This window comes from Halorussus lipolyticus (genome assembly GCF_029338375.1).
Taxonomy (GTDB): Archaea; Halobacteriota; Halobacteria; order Halobacteriales; family Haladaptataceae; genus Halorussus; species Halorussus lipolyticus.
On the sequence record NZ_CP119806.1, the window covers coordinates 71135 to 87025 of the forward strand.

A 15891-nucleotide genomic window follows, 5' to 3' on the forward strand; every position below is an offset into this window, starting at 1 on the left:
CCAACATACCGCCAGGGGCTACAACCGCGTTGGTTAATAACTACTCGAAGATACGCAGTCACTCAGTAGTTTGCTGGCTTTCACCAGCTAGAATACTCGCTTACGGTACATGATAATAGAGAGGTGGGGAAATTTGATAGCGGTCGGACGTGAAGCGTGAGGCAACGTGGTTACGGAACAGATTTCAGCGGCAGATATTCAGGCTTGGAATTCACTCGATGCAGTTGCAGATTCATTAGTTGGCCGAGGGTTGGAAGTAATTTCTCGCTCTGACGAGCAGATTGAACTTGCGTTTACCGGAGATGCGACAGCCTGTATAACGGCCATTGAGGAGGGCCAATCACCCGAATCAGCGCTTCCGATAGAGGACCTCACCCAGCAGTTTGATCTCATTGTTGTAGCCACATGGAATGCGGGGAGATTTGATCTCTACTCTAAGCCAGTTTCAGCAACAGGACTTGGTCAGACTACGATAGTTCACCTCGGATTTGAGAAAGGTGACATCAATACAGACACCGGGACTTCCCGACGCCTAGTAGAACGATTGAATCAAATCGATGGATATGACGCTGACTCTCTTTCTGAGGTGTTTGATGATGAATACGTCATCGAGAGCTTCGCAACCGGTTACCAAGAGATGGTGGACACTGTAGCTGAAGCTATTGATGCTGATCCTGACGTCAACGTGCAAGCGCGTCGTCGATATGGACAACGGCTCACCAATCGACTCGTATACCTTTACCTCCTTCAGCACACTGGCGTGATTCCGGAGGCCTATCTGGAACAACAGCAGGGACCAGCGTCTGTGGCAGGGCAAAATGTCTATGAGGAGTTCTACTCACCCCTTTTTGATGGGGAAGTCCCAAAAGAGACTCACAATAATCTGCGTCCATACCTGCAAACCTTCCTTTTTGAGGAGACTTCCAGCGAGGCTGCTGGTCAAGTGCGGCTCCCAACATCAACATCTGTAGTAAATAAACTGTTCTCTGACATCCTCGAATTCTTAGCAGACTGGAATTGGCAAGTTGGTAGCTCCCACGATATCCGGCACGCAACAAGCGTGACTCCTCGCGTGATTGGACTCGCTCTTGAACGTTATATTAACAAACAACATACCGGAGCATATCACACACCAGACCGCCTCAGACACTCTCTCGTCTCAAAGACACTTCGTGAGTCACTACTTGGGACACTCAACCAACAGACGGACAGTGAGTATGAGTCACTAAGTCAACTCTTCGAACCAGATCCAGATACTCCCGAGCGCAATCCGAATCTGGAAGCTATCAACCAACTCTACTTTGATGTTCTCCCAGAGTTCCACGTCGTCGATCCGGCGGTGGGCAGCGGTTCATTCATCCAAGAAGCGCAAGTCTATCTAATCGACGTTTACACCGAATGCCTCCAACATCTCGCCTCTGCTCAAACAGGCACCCGAGGTGATTTGCCAGAATTTGAGACTACTAGTGAGCGCATACAGTTTGCTCGTCTACTTGCAGTCCGACGAAATTTATTCGGCGTAGATTTGAATCCAGAGGCGATTGAGTTGACACGGTTTCGACTGCAGTTGTCAGTTTTCGATAGCGCTAGTGAGGAACCACTTCGTGAGCTTCGCGTACTCGAATACCACTCGGAATATAACTTCTTCACTGGAAACAGCCTGATCGGATATACAGATAGTTTCAGTAATCAGCCAGAGGGCACTTCAATTACTCTCTCTGATTATACGAGTGCGTATGAAGAATACAAAGAATTGGTCTGGGAATATCGACAGGCTGTTGGAGATGATATTACAGATACCAAGCAGCGCATCAACGAGAAAGTCACTGAGTTGAATAATGAACTGACAGAGACGTTCTCGGAACAATATGCTTCCTTGCTCGAAGAAGAAACCAGCGCTGCTCAGATAGCGGACAAGATGACACCATTTCACTGGTGGGTCGGATTCCCCAATATCATGGCCGATGGAGGGTTCGATGCGGTCATCAGTAACCCACCGTGGCAGAGTCTCAAAGACGTTGGTAGTGAGACCCCGAAAGGAATCTCTGGTAGACATTTTAGAGGAGAGTCTGATGCCTCCACAGAAGACGAAATAGGGATCGACCAGCAGCGAACGTATTTCGAAAACACGTATGAGTTTGGAGGCAACCGCAGACTGAACCTTAGCGGTCTCTTTATCGAGCGTGCAATGGAGATTGCGGCACCGACCGCAGTCGTTTCGATGTTAACTCCTGGGGCGCTATTCCGAGAGCGTTCGTTCGAATCGATTCGTCGATCGCTCGTTCGTGAGAAAGAACTACAGCGAATAATCGGGTTTGAAAACCACGGTATTTTCCCAGACATCCACAGACAGTACGAGTTCGGGCTCGTCCAATTCATTAATTCTGGCACGACACATATACTTCGAGCGAAATTCCGTCAACCGTCTCTCGACATCCTCGGTGAAGATGAGTTGTCATTTCCAGCAGTATCCCGAAACCTACTCAACTCGTATTCACCGTCACTTCTAGCATTCCCGCCTATAGAATCACAAGACGATGTTGAGGCGTACGAAACTATTGTCCAGCACCAGCGCCTAGACTCCGAAGATGGCTGGCAGGTCGCTCCTTCCCGAGGCATCCATCAAACTCGACAAGGTGATACACTACTGGAGGAGCCAGGTGATTATCCAATTTATCGAGGACGGAATATCTACCAATATACCCACGATGCAGCCTATTATGACGTAGATCCGCCAAAATATTGGGGCGTCAATGAGGGAGGTAACCAAGCGAGCGCCAAAGGCGTAATCCGAGATCGAGAGATTCGGACACTCACCCACCAATATCCTGTAAACACACACGGAAATACAGTCACCTTCGAGGACGGGGAGACAATACCTGCTTCAGATATCCCGATGCCATATGAGGAATACCGAATTGCGTATCGGGACATCGCGACGTCGTCGAATGAGCGGACAGTCATTGCTACCGTTCTCCCCCCGAATGTTCTCAGTGTCAATACGATCCACACGGTCCACCCGCATAGCTGGCGGGAACCGGGGACTCTGCCAAACAGTGCGACGAAAGCAGCACTCTTCGAGCCACGGTACACCCCAAAGGAACTCTTCTGTTTACTCGGAATCCTCAATAGCACACCCTTCGACTACCTGCTCCGGTCTAAAATCGAGACACACCTGTCCGACTACCTGATTACAGAATCCCAAGCGCCAAAGCCACCCATCGAGAGCGACATCGCCGAGAGCATTTGGAAACCTGCGGCACGGCTAAATTGTTACGGGGAACGGTTCCAACCACTTCGTGACGAACTTGATATTGACGTAATTGAGGAAGTTGAAGCACGGGCAGAGACACAGGCGAGTATTGATGCTACTGTTTTCCATGCGTATGGATTCGAAGATCCAGAGATAGTATGGTCGGTTCTTGACTCCTTACCGCGGGTGCGAAGCCCGCGTGTCCTCAATGAAGCATATTTTGACACGGTCATCAATCGATTTGAGCAGTTTCGAGGTGAGTTCTGATGAGTGATGATCTTACTCTCTCAGAATGCGTAAAGCGGGCGGTCGAGTTGTTACCGGAGGACGATGAGCCAATGGTGAGCACTGGAGCTGATGAATACGCGCTCCTCGTACGACGGATTTGTGTTGAAAAACAATCGCCAGACTACGACGAGGCAGTCGAAGAACGGCACATCGCAGACGTCGTCGATCAAGCACTCAGTCGGGCCCAAGACGAAGAAGACGTATTTGGGGCCTTCCAACGAGAGTTCGGACAGTTATCAAACTCGAGTGAACAGTATCATTTCCGTATTTTCTTTCCACTGAATATGCGCACAGGGCGTGGTGAAAACCCGCCAGAAACAATTGAAGCTAATAGTACAACGATTCGAAGGGTAGAGAATGATCAGTGGGAAGACGCCGTAGAGGCCGCTCAAACCGCAGAGAGTACATCTGCAGCTCCAGATAGTCTCCCGAAAATACTCCAGGAGGAGTCGGATACGAGACTCTCAACCCGACAGTATTCATTCTATGTTTTCGAAACGGAAGCGAGAGAGGCAGCGCTAGCACGCTCAAAATTACAACGGGACTTGGACATTATTCTGGGGAAGCTCAATTTCACAGCCGTCGATTGGCAATTAGAGAAAGATACGATGGATGAACTGCGGTCGCTTAATCGGACACTTCCGGATGCAATAAATCGTCCCCCAGTATATTTATTATTTAAAGAGGAAGAGTACGATACATTCCAAGCAACGCAAGTTGACCCTTCAGGGACTGGGTTCAGGTTGCCGCGGGGATTCAATGCCGATTTTAAGCTAGTTCGACGATTTCCGCCCGCAGGTGTCGGTGAATCGTGTGACGGTGAACTTAGCCGTGGCTTCCGAGCACTGCAGGCAGGACTAACGGCTGAACGAAATGAGAATGCTTTTCTCTATTATTGGCGGGGTATTGAGGAAATTACGTTCCATGACCGCGGTGACAGTTCGAAAAATGCCCTGGAACGTAGTCTTCCTCTTGTCCATGACTCGTTCAATCTCACGATTTTGAAATCTGTGCTGGAGAGTTTAGCCGACAAACGGAACGACATAGTCCACAGTGGAATTGAATCGCCAGTCTATGATCGAGACGTGATCTTGCTTCGGCAAATGTTGTATAATTCACTTAATGAGGTCTTCGCTTTGCGGGAAAATGACTATTCAAAGAATGAAATTATTGGCGTCTTAGACTATGGATTGCATGAAACAGGCAGCCTGGAACAGAAAGAAGACAGTCATCAGGAGGACTATTTAGAGTTAGAGAATTCTCTCGAAGAACTAGAAGGTGCTCGGCGATGGCGCAAAGAACGGGCCTCGTTTGAAGACGTACAGCATATACAACAACCCTAGAAATAACTAGAACACAGGTATGGCAGCACGATCTAGTTAAGCAACTCTGAATTATACGGGGATTACAGCACCTCTCTCGCTGTTACTGGACAAGGCAGTATACTGTGCATTTTACGAGAGGTATAGTCAGACCAGCGAATTCACGTCGCTCAGTAGTTCCCGGTCGTTCGTCCCATCGAACAGACACTGCTTTTTCCTCATCTGCGGCTTGTTCATCGTATCGATGTCTTCTGGTTTCGCTTATCTAGACAGTTCCGTCATGAATACTTCTAAGTGGGATTGTCGGGACATTGAGGACATGGCTTTCAATGTCTACAAAATGCGTCTCAAACCCGGATCTGCGGATGACGACGCAACGCCGTTCAAGTTCTGCAAAGAGAAGGAAATCGTCGGGGTTGGGCACGAAATCTACATGGATCGTACCTATGAGAACGTTGAGAATGTGGAAGAAGCCCACTGGGAGTACGAGGCGGAGCACTACGATCCAGATAATCGATCTCGGTTCCGCCAAGATGGGGAATTGGACTCTGATCTTCGATATATCCTCAAGGAGATAGAGGAAGGCGACTACATCTGGGTCAACAAGGAGAACACCTTCGGTCTCTGTAAGGTGACTGGCGATTGGGAGGTCCTTCCAAATCTCCCCGAAGAGGAGCGAGACAAGTACATGAAGAACGATATCCAGAACTTCCGGTATGTCGACTGGGCCATCATCCCGTACTTCGCAGTTCCTGGATTCGTTCGGCGCCAGTTCTCCGGTCGATTCGGAACGATCGCGCGGATAAGAAAGCCCATTAACGATACAACCCGTGCCCTGATTGAACGGCTGTTCGAGCAGGACGACTACCACCGGCAAGACGAGTTTCTCTGGACAGAGATCCAGACATACGTCGAGGAGACCCCAGCCGACGAGCTGATCAATCTTTTGGGACCGACAGCGACCGAGGATTTGGTCCTACTCTATCTCCAAGAACAGGGATGGAAACTGGTTGGTTCAAGCCTCTCCAATACCCAGGCCAAGATTGAGTGCGAGATGTACCGTGGAGACGAGTTGAGCTACGTTCAGGTCAAGTCCGGGAACGCGAGCGTCAACCCGTCGAATTTTGAGAACTATGATGGAACAGTCTTCCTCTTTGTCGGGGATGACTTGAACCTCGAATCCTACGAACACATCCACCAGATTGACCCTGACGACGTCATGGCGTACCTACACAAGAACATAGAGGAAGCACCGCATGACGTCCTCTCTGGGGTCCAAGATGTAGTTGAGTATGAGTGACGCCACGCTAGAGGACTTGTTCAAGTCCAGCAGTGTCTTTGGCCTCGCTAGATTGAAGCGACACGTTCAACACGCGACGGTATATCCACCGTCTCCCTGTTGGCTGGCTCACAGCAACGGATTTCCTCGTACAATCTCGACACCTACGAGTTTTAATTCTAGAATTGTTACTTGTATTATCTTTTCAATAGTGCTTGTCTAGCCAGTCTAATAGAGTCTTCTCGAAGAACGGGTTAGTAGTCGAAAAGCGTCTTCTGACGCTCAAAATCGTAGGGATCGGTAAGCGAAGCCCGTATTCCTGAGTAGTCGTACTGGGCATGGTGGTTTTCCTCAATGGCTCGGTCGACGAACCATGCCCGAAATCGTTCATACTCGTCACGGTCATTAATTATGTCATCCATGTCGACCGTTTGGAGTTCGCCATACCGAGCGAAATAGATTCCAACTCTATTCACTTTCGGGTACTCTTGATCAGTTCGGTCAGTTTCTTCGTAGAGTACTCGTTGAACGTCATTGAGAATATAGTAGGTGAGAAGTTGCCGCCAAAACGCGGGCGTGAACGTCTCGTCTTCTGTCGTCTTTACATCGACCAATAAATCGTCGATAATAAAGTCGGCTTCACCTTCGAGGATATTCCAATGTTGGCCAAAATTTGGGTTGAGATACGTCAGTTCTCCAGTCGTCCACTCTTGCGATCGGAGTTGGTTGAAGAGTCCTTGCAGTTCTGTTACAAGGTCATCATTAAATGACTCCAGATCAATTGAAGAGTTCTCTTCCTTTTCTTGATCCCATCCTGAGTAAAGGAGTGCAGCGTTGACGACTTCATCAGCGTTCATTCCCGTTTTTACGAACTGCTCTGCATGCTTCTTTGCTCGATAAAGGGACTTAGGCGTTATACTCACGATTGTCCTATTTCGGTGTTTCCTCACCTTTTGGACTCGCTCAGACTCAAGTAATGACTCCTCAGGTTCTTCTCCCTTATCGAAGATTCTGCGCTCCGTGCCAGAATAGATTCGTGGTGGTTCTCCGTCTTCATATGTAACTAGCCCATCCCAACGGAATGGTTCACGGGTAACCTCGGACTGCCGGGTCAGCCAGAGCCGACATACAAACTCAAACGCATTGCCAATCAGCCGGTGACTATAACCGCTGTGTTCAACTTCGAGACCATCGACATCCCGACCAGGATTCGGATATGCAGAGTCGATTTCTTTTCTGACCTCATCGATTTTGATGAAGTCAGTTGCACCGATGCCCATACGGCAGAATCCTCACCTCCAACCTATAATCGTTGTGAGAAACTGCCCTGCTGGATAGCCCAGGACGATGACGTGAACTCGTTGACGAGGACGCATGAGATTCTGTTTGAGTGCGAGGAGGCGGCGGACGTCCTCACGGTTGAGGAGACCGCGGAGCATCCGTGGTATCGCGACCGACGATATGACCCGTTCGAGGACTCGGGGAGCGTGGCGGCCAACTACGACCGTGGCGAGGTGCTGCTCATCCTCCAGCACAACTTGGCCGACATCCACCGCACATGGGAGCTCGGCGAACTGGTGCGGCGGGCCGTCCATCGAAAGACATCACCACTAAGAAACTATAGTACGGTCCAGAAGACTGATTGAAGTCGAAGGAGTGGAGGTGGCTAAGTCGGTGACTCCATGGATTTGGGGCTGCACGACGGTCGCACTTTGCGGTCACTTTATTACTACCGGATGGGTACATCGCATTATGCCAATCGGCCCGATCGAATGGTTTGCTAAACGAATACTACTTGAGAAGGTCAAGCATAGTCTATTCCCCCATGATAATCCGACAGAACGGGAAATCGAAGACGAACTCTACAACACCTTTGTCCGGGATACAGAAGAATTCGAGCTGACCCCACCTACTGGTGGGGAAGATGAAGAACCGGCCGTCCTGAATCGGCCAGACGAGGATATACATGGCGAGATCATTAACCTCGCCTCCGGTCAGGATACCACTACGGGCGTGACCTGTGTTGAGATTACCTTTGACGAGGCCATCCTGAACTATCTTCCGCCAGAGGAGAGAACAGAAAACGCGATCAGGTTTTGGTTTCAGAAAGACGACATTGATATTTCGTTCGATGAGAACTCCCGAATTGGTCCCCTGTTCTCCATGTACCTCCCCTCCACGCGGAAAAGCAATCATCCGATCCGGGATTGAAGCAACGAAGGAGATTATCAGCCGTGTTGTGTATGGCCCCACCCATCTAACGAGGTTTACCTATGAAGCACTTGAAGCCGGATTCGACCTTGACGACCTATTTGAAGATACAGCGGAATTGACGCAAATGAAAGAAGAAATCGGTGAAGAAGAAGCAAAAGAGGCAATCCAGTTCTTACTCGGATCGGCCGCGGGCTACGATCCGGATTACGGGTCTGAATCAACCACCGACGAAGTCGCCTCAAACACGTAAGGAAAGACGCGGTTTGTAGTAATCCACCCTATTAACTACTGGTCAGGGGGAGAATCTGGATTCTGTATACCGTTATTTGGTTTACTATATTTCGTCATGACCTTGCTAGCTATAGTACTTAGTTCGGTTGTGTAGAGAGCTACAACCCAATCACCAAAAATATAAAATAGCTAGTACGAAAACCCAGCAACCAGCAATGACCCACCTTAGAATCACCCACCCCCGCAGAAATCCGGCTACACCCCCATGAGCGAGACCATCAACTGGAGTCACCACGACCTCGATGGCCTCGAAGAACTGTACTGGGATGAAATCGCGCCCGCGTTGCGTCGTGACGGATGCGACCCCCACATTCGACCGTCCTACGAGACGCTCGCCGACCTCGGATACAGCGGTATCAGCTATACCCTTCGGCAACATCACGACCGCACCGTCAAAGAGTTCCTCGCCGACGTGGTCGGCCTCGACGACCCCACCATTTCCAGTAAATCACCTGATGACTACGCTTGGCAGATTTCGTCCACCGAGACCATCGACGAGTTCGAAGCCTACCTTCACGCGCTCGACCGCCGCCGGAAGCTTGCCGACTCCACGCTCGCCTCGAAACGCACTCATCTAGCGACCTATGCGCAGATCTACGAGGAACTCCACGGGACGTCGGACCTCCTTACGCCGCTGTCTGATCCAACAGAGCAGGCCACCGAAACCGAGCGCGCCTACCAAGTTATGGAGGTCCTCGACGACAAACTTGCGACCGACGGTACGAAATTCACGTACGTCGGAACTGTCCAGGGCTGGTACGACCGACTCGACCGGCACGGCGCGGCCGCTTACAATCCCTTAGATGGCGTGACAACTGACTTCGGCTGGGAGCGCGCAGAACCCGACAATAAGGCACTAGCGCCTTCGGACGTCCGCGCACTCAACAACGAAGCCGACACACCCGCAGACCGCCTCCTGCTCGTTGCACTCGCCGCGTGGGGGTTACGGTCGGGCGAGGTTGCGCGACTCCGCGTCAACCAGTTCGTCGGTGTCGACTCCGATGACCCACACCTTGAGTTCGAAGAGCGAAAGAACGGGCCTAGTACTGTCAGCCTACTCTATGGCTTGGACACCTACCGGGAGCGCCAGCGCGAACTCGCTGATGATTACGACGAGTGGAATGGCTACCTCTTCCCTTCGACACAGGCTGAGACCGGCCACATCGACTCGGATACTGTCCGAAATCGATTCCACCAACTCGCCGAACAGGCGAATGTCCGCGTCGACGGCGGCCTCCCGAAGCCACACATGGCCCGCCGGTTCTGGTATAGCCAGTACCAGGACGCGCTTGCAGACGTGCTCGACCGCCTCAATATCATCGCCGATGAGCAGGGGAGTTCATCAGCGGACGTGGTGCATCAGAACTATCTCTCCGAGGAGAAACGCCGAGAGGCCCGGCGGCCTGCGATGCGGGAGTTGCTTGCGGACGCCTTCGGCGAGTAGTTGAACTAGCTTTCAACTCATAGAACCTAATATCGAGGCCCTCCCATTCACCGAACATCATCACAATATTCTTGGAGGTCAGCTGGAACTAGGCCGTTGCACTCGCTAATTCGGAGGGAGAATCAAGAATTCGGTCAAGGACGATTCGAATCCGATAGGCAAGGTATTGGGGAGCAAGAAACTACTACTTCAGTAAAATAACAACATACTGTACTATAATTATCGTTGGATTCTTGGGAGCTTACAACTACATTACCCCATGAATAGACGATTGCTCATCAAAGGTGCAGGGACTGGGCTACTTGCATCAACCAGTGGTTGTCTCTCTAGGGTATTTGACAACCGGATAGTCACTTCGATTAATGGAGCAGGAATATACTATGACTCAAACCAATTCTTCCTAATTGTTTCTGTGTCCTCAGAACAACGGGAAACCGAAGTGAACCTTCGGTGGGAAATGGAAACATATGGTGACAGTCCAATTTACGCAGTAGAACAAGGCTTTTTAGTGTCAAAAGGAAATAATGAGGTGGCAATGAAAATGGAAGCTAACGGGATGGGTATGGAGGATATCAGAAATTCACGGGTTAAGATAGTCCGTGACGGAAAACAAGATTCAGATTGGATACAACCAGATTCTAGCGAATAATTCGCCTTTTACATCGTTTGCTCAATCCGCTCTTGGATTGGTTCCGGAATAGTATCTCTGACCACAGGTTCAACCTTAACGAAATCCGGATTCTTGGCAACGTAAACAGTTTCGTCAGGGCCAACTTCTTTTGCAAGAGCTGGACCAACTCGACTTGACTCCAATTCCGAACCAGACATTTCTTCAACGCCCATACTACTATACGAAATGGCAGAAGATGGCTTCGGTCCGGTATTGAGGACTACGTCAAAGGAATTAATTCCCACGTTCTCTCGGTGAGCAGCACCAGTACTATCTACTGTAAACTCGTCATATGAGTCTGGTGCTGCTTCATATCGACAAAGAAGGAAAGAGCCGGTTTTATGAGGAGACCCTTCGTTGTCATTGTCCCAGAACCGGCGGATTCGGTCGCCATTGACTTGGTCTGCTACCCAATTGATGAATCCGCTTGAAAAGTTTGCTACCGTGTAGCTCGTTGCTACTGCCGGGTTGAGTTTTGAGAGTGCCAAACTAATTGCACTTGACACCATCGTATTTGATTCATAGTCGTAGCTACCAGCATCAGCATGTGTTCCACCAAGCCAGTCCGGGTCAGACCGAGAGTACAAATCACCACTGTAATTATCGACAATGGTTTCCTGCCAGAACATTTCCTCCGCTTTACTACCATCTGACGCAAAATGAGTGGCAGCATCTCCTGAAATGGTGATGTCCATCTCCCAGACTTGGTTTGATGGCCGCCAGATAGGTTCGTAAACTGTAACACCGGTGGAATGGGAAAGGGTTACATCATCACCGTTTGTGCCCGGGCCGGTGAACTTGTCTATCTTGTTCTTCTCGATTGGATAACTATAGCATCCATCTGGACATGTTTCTCCTTGAGTGGCCGGTCCACTACTGGCAACCTGCCCAGAACTGATGAAAAGGGAAGTTCCTACGACTCCTGCCTTTTTTAAAACGTTTCTTCTACTTGCTTTTTTAGTATGCTCTCGCATACTTACAATACTAAGTGTTAACTTTATAAATATTTCTAACGATAGAATTCATAATTTATGTTCAAGTATGTTAACATCGATGCAATAGTGTGGAATTAGATACAAAGGGCTAGCATCTTCGTCATGCGCTTATAAGAAATGTCACCTCCATGAGGCCCATGTCGTCGGCGTAGTCGGCGAACACGTTCTTCTATCGCTTGTACGTTAACGCACCGGGATTCACTCCTGCTGCAATTGAAAACAGAAATCGTGGTAGGTTCGTTCTCCTTACTGCAAAACGCCTCCAATATCTCATCGAACGACATAATGAGTACGGCTTCACACCCGAAACGATTGCAGAACACCTCTTTGAACCAGGGGCGTTCCAAGACGACCGCCTCGACCAACTCGATGACATCCTTCACGAAAGACAGGGTGCCGCTGAGTCACTCCTTCGTGTAATCGAAGCGCTTGAGTTGAAAGGTGACGGCGGCCATTCTGCACGTGACCTCCAGAATGTGCTAGTTGGACTACGAACAGGCGAGCCTGCTCCTTCTATACAGTTCATCGAGAACTCACTGACCTTACTTTCGCATCCTACTCTCGATCTCGTAGAGAAAAACGACGAGGGATACAAACTAACCACCACTTTACAGTCCGCTGAGGACCTCCTCACACGTTTTAGTACACTCATTGATGACGCCATAGACACAGGATCGTAGTCACAATCATCAAGCTGATTTCCTGTAGATTCGGAGTTGGCCTGGCGGTAGAATCGGGTGACAGATCGTTCTGAATCTACGCTTAGTCTGTTCGCGGATCGTGGACAAACGCCACTTGGAATCAGCGTCGAAACCACCAATGTGGTCGTAGATCTAACTAATGTGGTTCCAACACGCTTCCTTCTGGGGATTTCGCACAGACCACTGCGCAGTTTTAGCTTGCCATCAGCATCATCATTGCTTCTGGCATCCAGTATTTCGGGAGTCTCGCTCTTGTGTAGAGTTGCGGAAAGACGATCTGACATGAACGAGCCCTGCTGTCTTCTGGCGATTTGACCGCTTACTCAGTCGCTCAACTGGAAGCCACTATACGCAGATAGCCTCTTTCCGCGTTTCTACATAAGAGCGGGGAGTCTTAACCAACAACCATCGCCAATTCAGCCCGTATGTTGGTTAATTCTGGTATCCCCAATACCGACGGAAGATGAGTTCCCTGGTTCAGTCCTCGTCGATCAGCTGGAGAATGAGGCACTACTCGGCGAGCAGAAGCCCATCAGTCAGAATCGTCCGACGTCCTCGGGGACGAGTGTGAATCCGAGTGTTTGAAAGTCACTATCGAATGCGAAGATGTGGTTGATGTCGCGGCTTCCGGCGAGGACACTACTGGTGTGGTCGACGAACGAGATTTGGTGGTCGTCGTATTGGGCGAACTCATCACAGGCAGCATTGAATGCGGGTTTGTCCACAGGTAGGATGTTGAAGCTCTCTGACGCTCGGATGGTCTTGAGTGTCTCGACGGCTTCAGCGTGCCCGACCTTTCGGAGTATCAACGTTGCGAGCTCCGAGAGAACTGACCGGCTCGTGTAGAGGAGGCGGTATGGGAGATCGCCAGCACCGATTGCATCGAACACGTTTCGAGCGCGGTCGATGGCGTTCGGCCTGTTCGTAGGCCCACGCGAAGAATGCACCTGTATCGATAAACAACGGGGTTGCACCCTGTACCATTACGATTCGACCTCGCCGTAGAGGATATCATCGATGTCGTCCTCGCCGACAGATTCGTCCTCGTCACCGGCGTGCGCCTCGGCATCCCAGAACGGGTCGTCTGGATTAATTTCGGCTGTGGTGTCCTCGGTGTCGGTGAGCCACCAGACGACGGCGTTTGCGCCGACGGTGCGGCGTTCAACTCGGCCTTGTTCGTGGAGCGTGATCAGTTTCTGGCGGGCGGCTTCAGAACTACAGTCGAGGAGTTCGCCGAGTTCTTTTGCGGTGGCGACGGGGTGTCGGTTTGGCGGATGGCTTCGAGGACGTCCTCGAGGGAGATTGTCTCGACGTATTGGCCGTGGTCGTTCCGCTCGCGGTCCTGACTCACTACTCCTCGTTCGTGGACTACTCAACTAAACCTATTGCCATGAGGCAACAGGAAGGGAAAGGCTGTTCTCTCAAGAGGTGGTGAACCATCCGGGGATAGCATATTGTTCGATAATACAGCGATGTGGCTCTGTTGAAACTCTCAGTGAGTGAACTTTTTGACCCGGTTGCGGGCCATACAGAGGCCTCACTTATCGATTAGTACAAACGAGGGAAGGTCGTTTGTAGTCGGTCAGTCCAACGAGTTGCCGGAGTCACTATTGAGTGCCAGACTCATCAAGCCCAGTAGTGCGCCTACTACCATCACACCACCAGCAAAACCACTAATCAAGGTGAGCAACGTGCCATATCCGCGTGTAGCGTTCACAACTTCGGCGAGTAAGAGTATACAGAAACCGAGTTGAAAAACGATTACAAGCAGGAGACTACGGATAGAGAGGCGATAAGCGCGGGAGGGCATTAATCGATGTTCCGCGGAGGTAGATGAAGTTGTTCCGATATTCTACTTAGAAGCCCTTGTTCCATTTGCACCCTCTAGTGACCTACTATTCCACACGGTTTTTATATATGAACAAGAGGATTTCAACAGAGCCAGCGACGGCTACTTCCTACTGGATTCGTCGAATTCGAGAATCGAGGTGATCTAATCGATGAGGCAGGAGTCCAGTATGGACGTTCCACATTCGCCAAACGCATACAAATCGCCGGTATTCGTCGCTGCGAATACGAGATCAGACGTTACCGCTGGGATACTCCGCCCCATTTCCTGATTCCGCCCTAATTCGACGCGCGTCTGTTCTGTTCCCGTCTGTGCGTCGAGGACGAATAAGTGGCCGTACATAGTGTCGCGCTGAATCCAACCCGGAACGTAGACAGAGTCACTCGCAACGACGGGCGTCGAAACTAGATTAATTTCAGGCTGTCCTTCAGTACGGCTGCCGAACCGCCAGACACGTTCGCCCGTCTCGACGCGGCGTGCTTCGACACCGAACTCGGCCACGTAGTACACTAAATTATCGGCGACTGCCAGGCCTGCGTCCCCCATCGAGCACCGACGGGTTTCCGCCAGCGAACCGTTTTCGTGGAGAGGTCGACCGTAGCGATAGACTGCTGGTTATCGTGTTCACGAAGGGGAATCAAGAGCGTGTTATCAACGATTGTTGGTGTTCCGGCGACCGGCGCTTCCAACTGCCATTGCTTCTCGCCGGTGTCGATGTCAAGGCCGACGAGACGCTCGGAGTCGACCATCGGGACGTAAACGGTACCGTCCGCCGCCGCTAACTGCCACATTCCGGATGAGGTGGGGAGTGTGACTCGCCACCGTTCGGTACCATCGTCAGGGTCAAGTCCGAATACCGTCTCTGGTTGGCCTGTCTCCTCAACGGACGTACTGTACGTTCCCGTCACGACAATGTCGTCCGTTACAACCGGTGAGATAGTATCGGGTGTCTGTTGCCCTCGATAGAGATTATCGAATGTCCACTGCTCGTTGCCGCCCACGTCGACCGCTTTCAATCCGAGTTTCGTCTGGACGAACAGCTGGTTGTCGTTGAGGACAAGCGAATCGGAGAGATAGAAGTAGGAGAACTCGTCACTTCGCCAGAGTTCCGTCGTCCAGAGCGATTCGCCGGTTGCGGCGTCGAACGCCTCTAGCCACGCCCCTCCCTGTTCGTCGCTTGTCGCCTCACGAGAATACCCAAAATAGAGGATTCCATCGCCAACAACTGGTGAGACCGTCACAACGCCTCGACTCTTCCGTGACTGTTGCCACTCTGCGTGAAGCGACGCTGTCGGGCCGTCAGTCGAGGCGAATCCCGTATGGGCGTTATCGACTGTTCGACGCGGCCAGCGTCCGCGTGCGCTTGGATTATCGAACGAGAGACAACCTGTGAGCGTAGTGAGAGTGCTCGTACATGCTGCGAGGAATGTTCGACGGGTGGAGGGCATGGTAAGAGAGGAACACATCGGTCACATATGCGTTATCATCTTGGCAGGTTGATCTCGAGTTGAATGCTGACGATGTTTCGATTGATGCCCCCAATTCTTCGTTTCATATGCATGAGCCAACGGCTCGTTACAAACAC

15 protein-coding genes are annotated in these 15891 nt (G+C 50.8%); 10 read left to right on the forward strand and 5 right to left on the reverse strand.

Features of this window, described 5'->3' with window-relative positions; translation table 11 throughout:
- Nucleotides 1-166 precede the first annotated feature (166 nt).
- From P2T57_RS19365 to P2T57_RS19375, 3 genes are all read left to right on the forward strand, one after another.
- On the forward strand, nt 167-3520 hold the full coding sequence (locus P2T57_RS19365; protein ID WP_276302554.1) for an Eco57I restriction-modification methylase domain-containing protein: 3354 nt from the start codon (nt 167-169) through the stop codon (nt 3518-3520).
- On the forward strand, nt 3520-4884 hold the full coding sequence (locus P2T57_RS19370; protein ID WP_276302555.1) for a hypothetical protein: 1365 nt from the start codon (nt 3520-3522) through the stop codon (nt 4882-4884). Before P2T57_RS19365 ends, P2T57_RS19370 begins: the two co-directional genes overlap by 1 nt.
- A 298-nt stretch (nt 4885-5182) precedes the next feature.
- Nucleotides 5183-6163 (forward strand): hypothetical protein, encoded by a 981-nt coding sequence (locus P2T57_RS19375; protein WP_276302556.1) that lies wholly within the window; start codon nt 5183-5185, stop codon nt 6161-6163.
- Nucleotides 6164-6396: 233 nt separating this feature from the next.
- Here the strand turns inward: P2T57_RS19375 and P2T57_RS19380 are convergent, their stop codons facing one another.
- Nucleotides 6397-7422 (reverse strand): hypothetical protein, encoded by a 1026-nt coding sequence (locus tag P2T57_RS19380; protein WP_276302557.1) that lies wholly within the window; start codon nt 7420-7422, stop codon nt 6397-6399.
- A gap of 72 nt (nt 7423-7494) precedes the next feature.
- On the opposite strand from P2T57_RS19380, the gene P2T57_RS19385 reads away from it, so the two are divergent.
- The 5 genes from P2T57_RS19385 (at nt 7495) to P2T57_RS19405 (ending at nt 10740) form a co-directional block, all read left to right on the forward strand.
- Nucleotides 7495-7788: a hypothetical protein gene (locus P2T57_RS19385; RefSeq protein WP_276302558.1), complete on the forward strand. Its 294-nt coding sequence runs from the start codon at nt 7495-7497 to the stop codon at nt 7786-7788.
- A gap of 106 nt (nt 7789-7894) precedes the next feature.
- Nucleotides 7895-8353 (forward strand): hypothetical protein, encoded by a 459-nt coding sequence (locus P2T57_RS19390; RefSeq protein ID WP_276302559.1) that lies wholly within the window; start codon nt 7895-7897, stop codon nt 8351-8353.
- A gap of 127 nt (nt 8354-8480) precedes the next feature.
- The gene (locus tag P2T57_RS19395; RefSeq protein WP_276302560.1) at nt 8481-8606 is read left to right on the forward strand and encodes a hypothetical protein; all 126 of its coding nucleotides are present in this window, start codon (nt 8481-8483) and stop codon (nt 8604-8606) included.
- 246 nt (nt 8607-8852) lie between these two features.
- Nucleotides 8853-10091 (forward strand): tyrosine-type recombinase/integrase, encoded by a 1239-nt coding sequence (locus P2T57_RS19400; RefSeq protein ID WP_276302561.1) that lies wholly within the window; start codon nt 8853-8855, stop codon nt 10089-10091.
- Between the two features lie 259 nt (nt 10092-10350).
- Complete coding sequence (locus P2T57_RS19405; RefSeq protein ID WP_276302562.1) at nt 10351-10740, forward strand: hypothetical protein; 390 nt, start codon at nt 10351-10353, stop codon at nt 10738-10740.
- Nucleotides 10741-10748: 8 nt separating this feature from the next.
- Here P2T57_RS19405 and P2T57_RS19410 read toward each other — a convergent pair whose 3' ends face one another.
- Nucleotides 10749-11735, reverse strand: a complete 987-nt coding sequence (locus tag P2T57_RS19410) for a hypothetical protein (protein ID WP_276302563.1) — start codon at nt 11733-11735, stop codon at nt 10749-10751.
- A 197-nt stretch (nt 11736-11932) separates the two neighbouring features.
- Here P2T57_RS19410 and P2T57_RS19415 point away from each other — a divergent pair, with 197 nt between their 5' ends.
- The gene (locus P2T57_RS19415; protein WP_276302564.1) at nt 11933-12436 is read left to right on the forward strand and encodes a hypothetical protein; all 504 of its coding nucleotides are present in this window, start codon (nt 11933-11935) and stop codon (nt 12434-12436) included.
- 557 nt (nt 12437-12993) lie between these two features.
- On the opposite strand, the gene P2T57_RS19420 is transcribed toward P2T57_RS19415, so the two are convergent.
- Complete coding sequence (locus P2T57_RS19420; protein WP_337250814.1) at nt 12994-13347, reverse strand: type II toxin-antitoxin system VapC family toxin; 354 nt, start codon at nt 13345-13347, stop codon at nt 12994-12996.
- 78 nt (nt 13348-13425) lie between these two features.
- Between P2T57_RS19420 and P2T57_RS19425 the strand changes: the two genes are divergently transcribed.
- Nucleotides 13426-13803 carry a hypothetical protein gene (locus P2T57_RS19425; RefSeq protein WP_276302565.1) on the forward strand — a complete coding sequence of 126 codons (378 nt, stop codon included), beginning with the start codon at nt 13426-13428 and terminating at the stop codon, nt 13801-13803.
- 647 nt (nt 13804-14450) lie between these two features.
- Here P2T57_RS19425 and P2T57_RS19430 read toward each other — a convergent pair.
- Entirely contained in the window at nt 14451-14852 is a 402-nt protein-coding gene (locus tag P2T57_RS19430) for an outer membrane protein assembly factor BamB family protein (RefSeq protein ID WP_276302566.1), read from the reverse strand.
- Nucleotides 14816-15547, reverse strand: coding sequence for an outer membrane protein assembly factor BamB family protein (locus P2T57_RS19435; RefSeq protein WP_276302567.1), 732 nt, complete (start codon nt 15545-15547; stop codon nt 14816-14818). The genes P2T57_RS19430 and P2T57_RS19435 overlap by 37 nt, the downstream gene beginning before the upstream one ends.
- Nucleotides 15548-15891 lie beyond the last annotated feature (344 nt).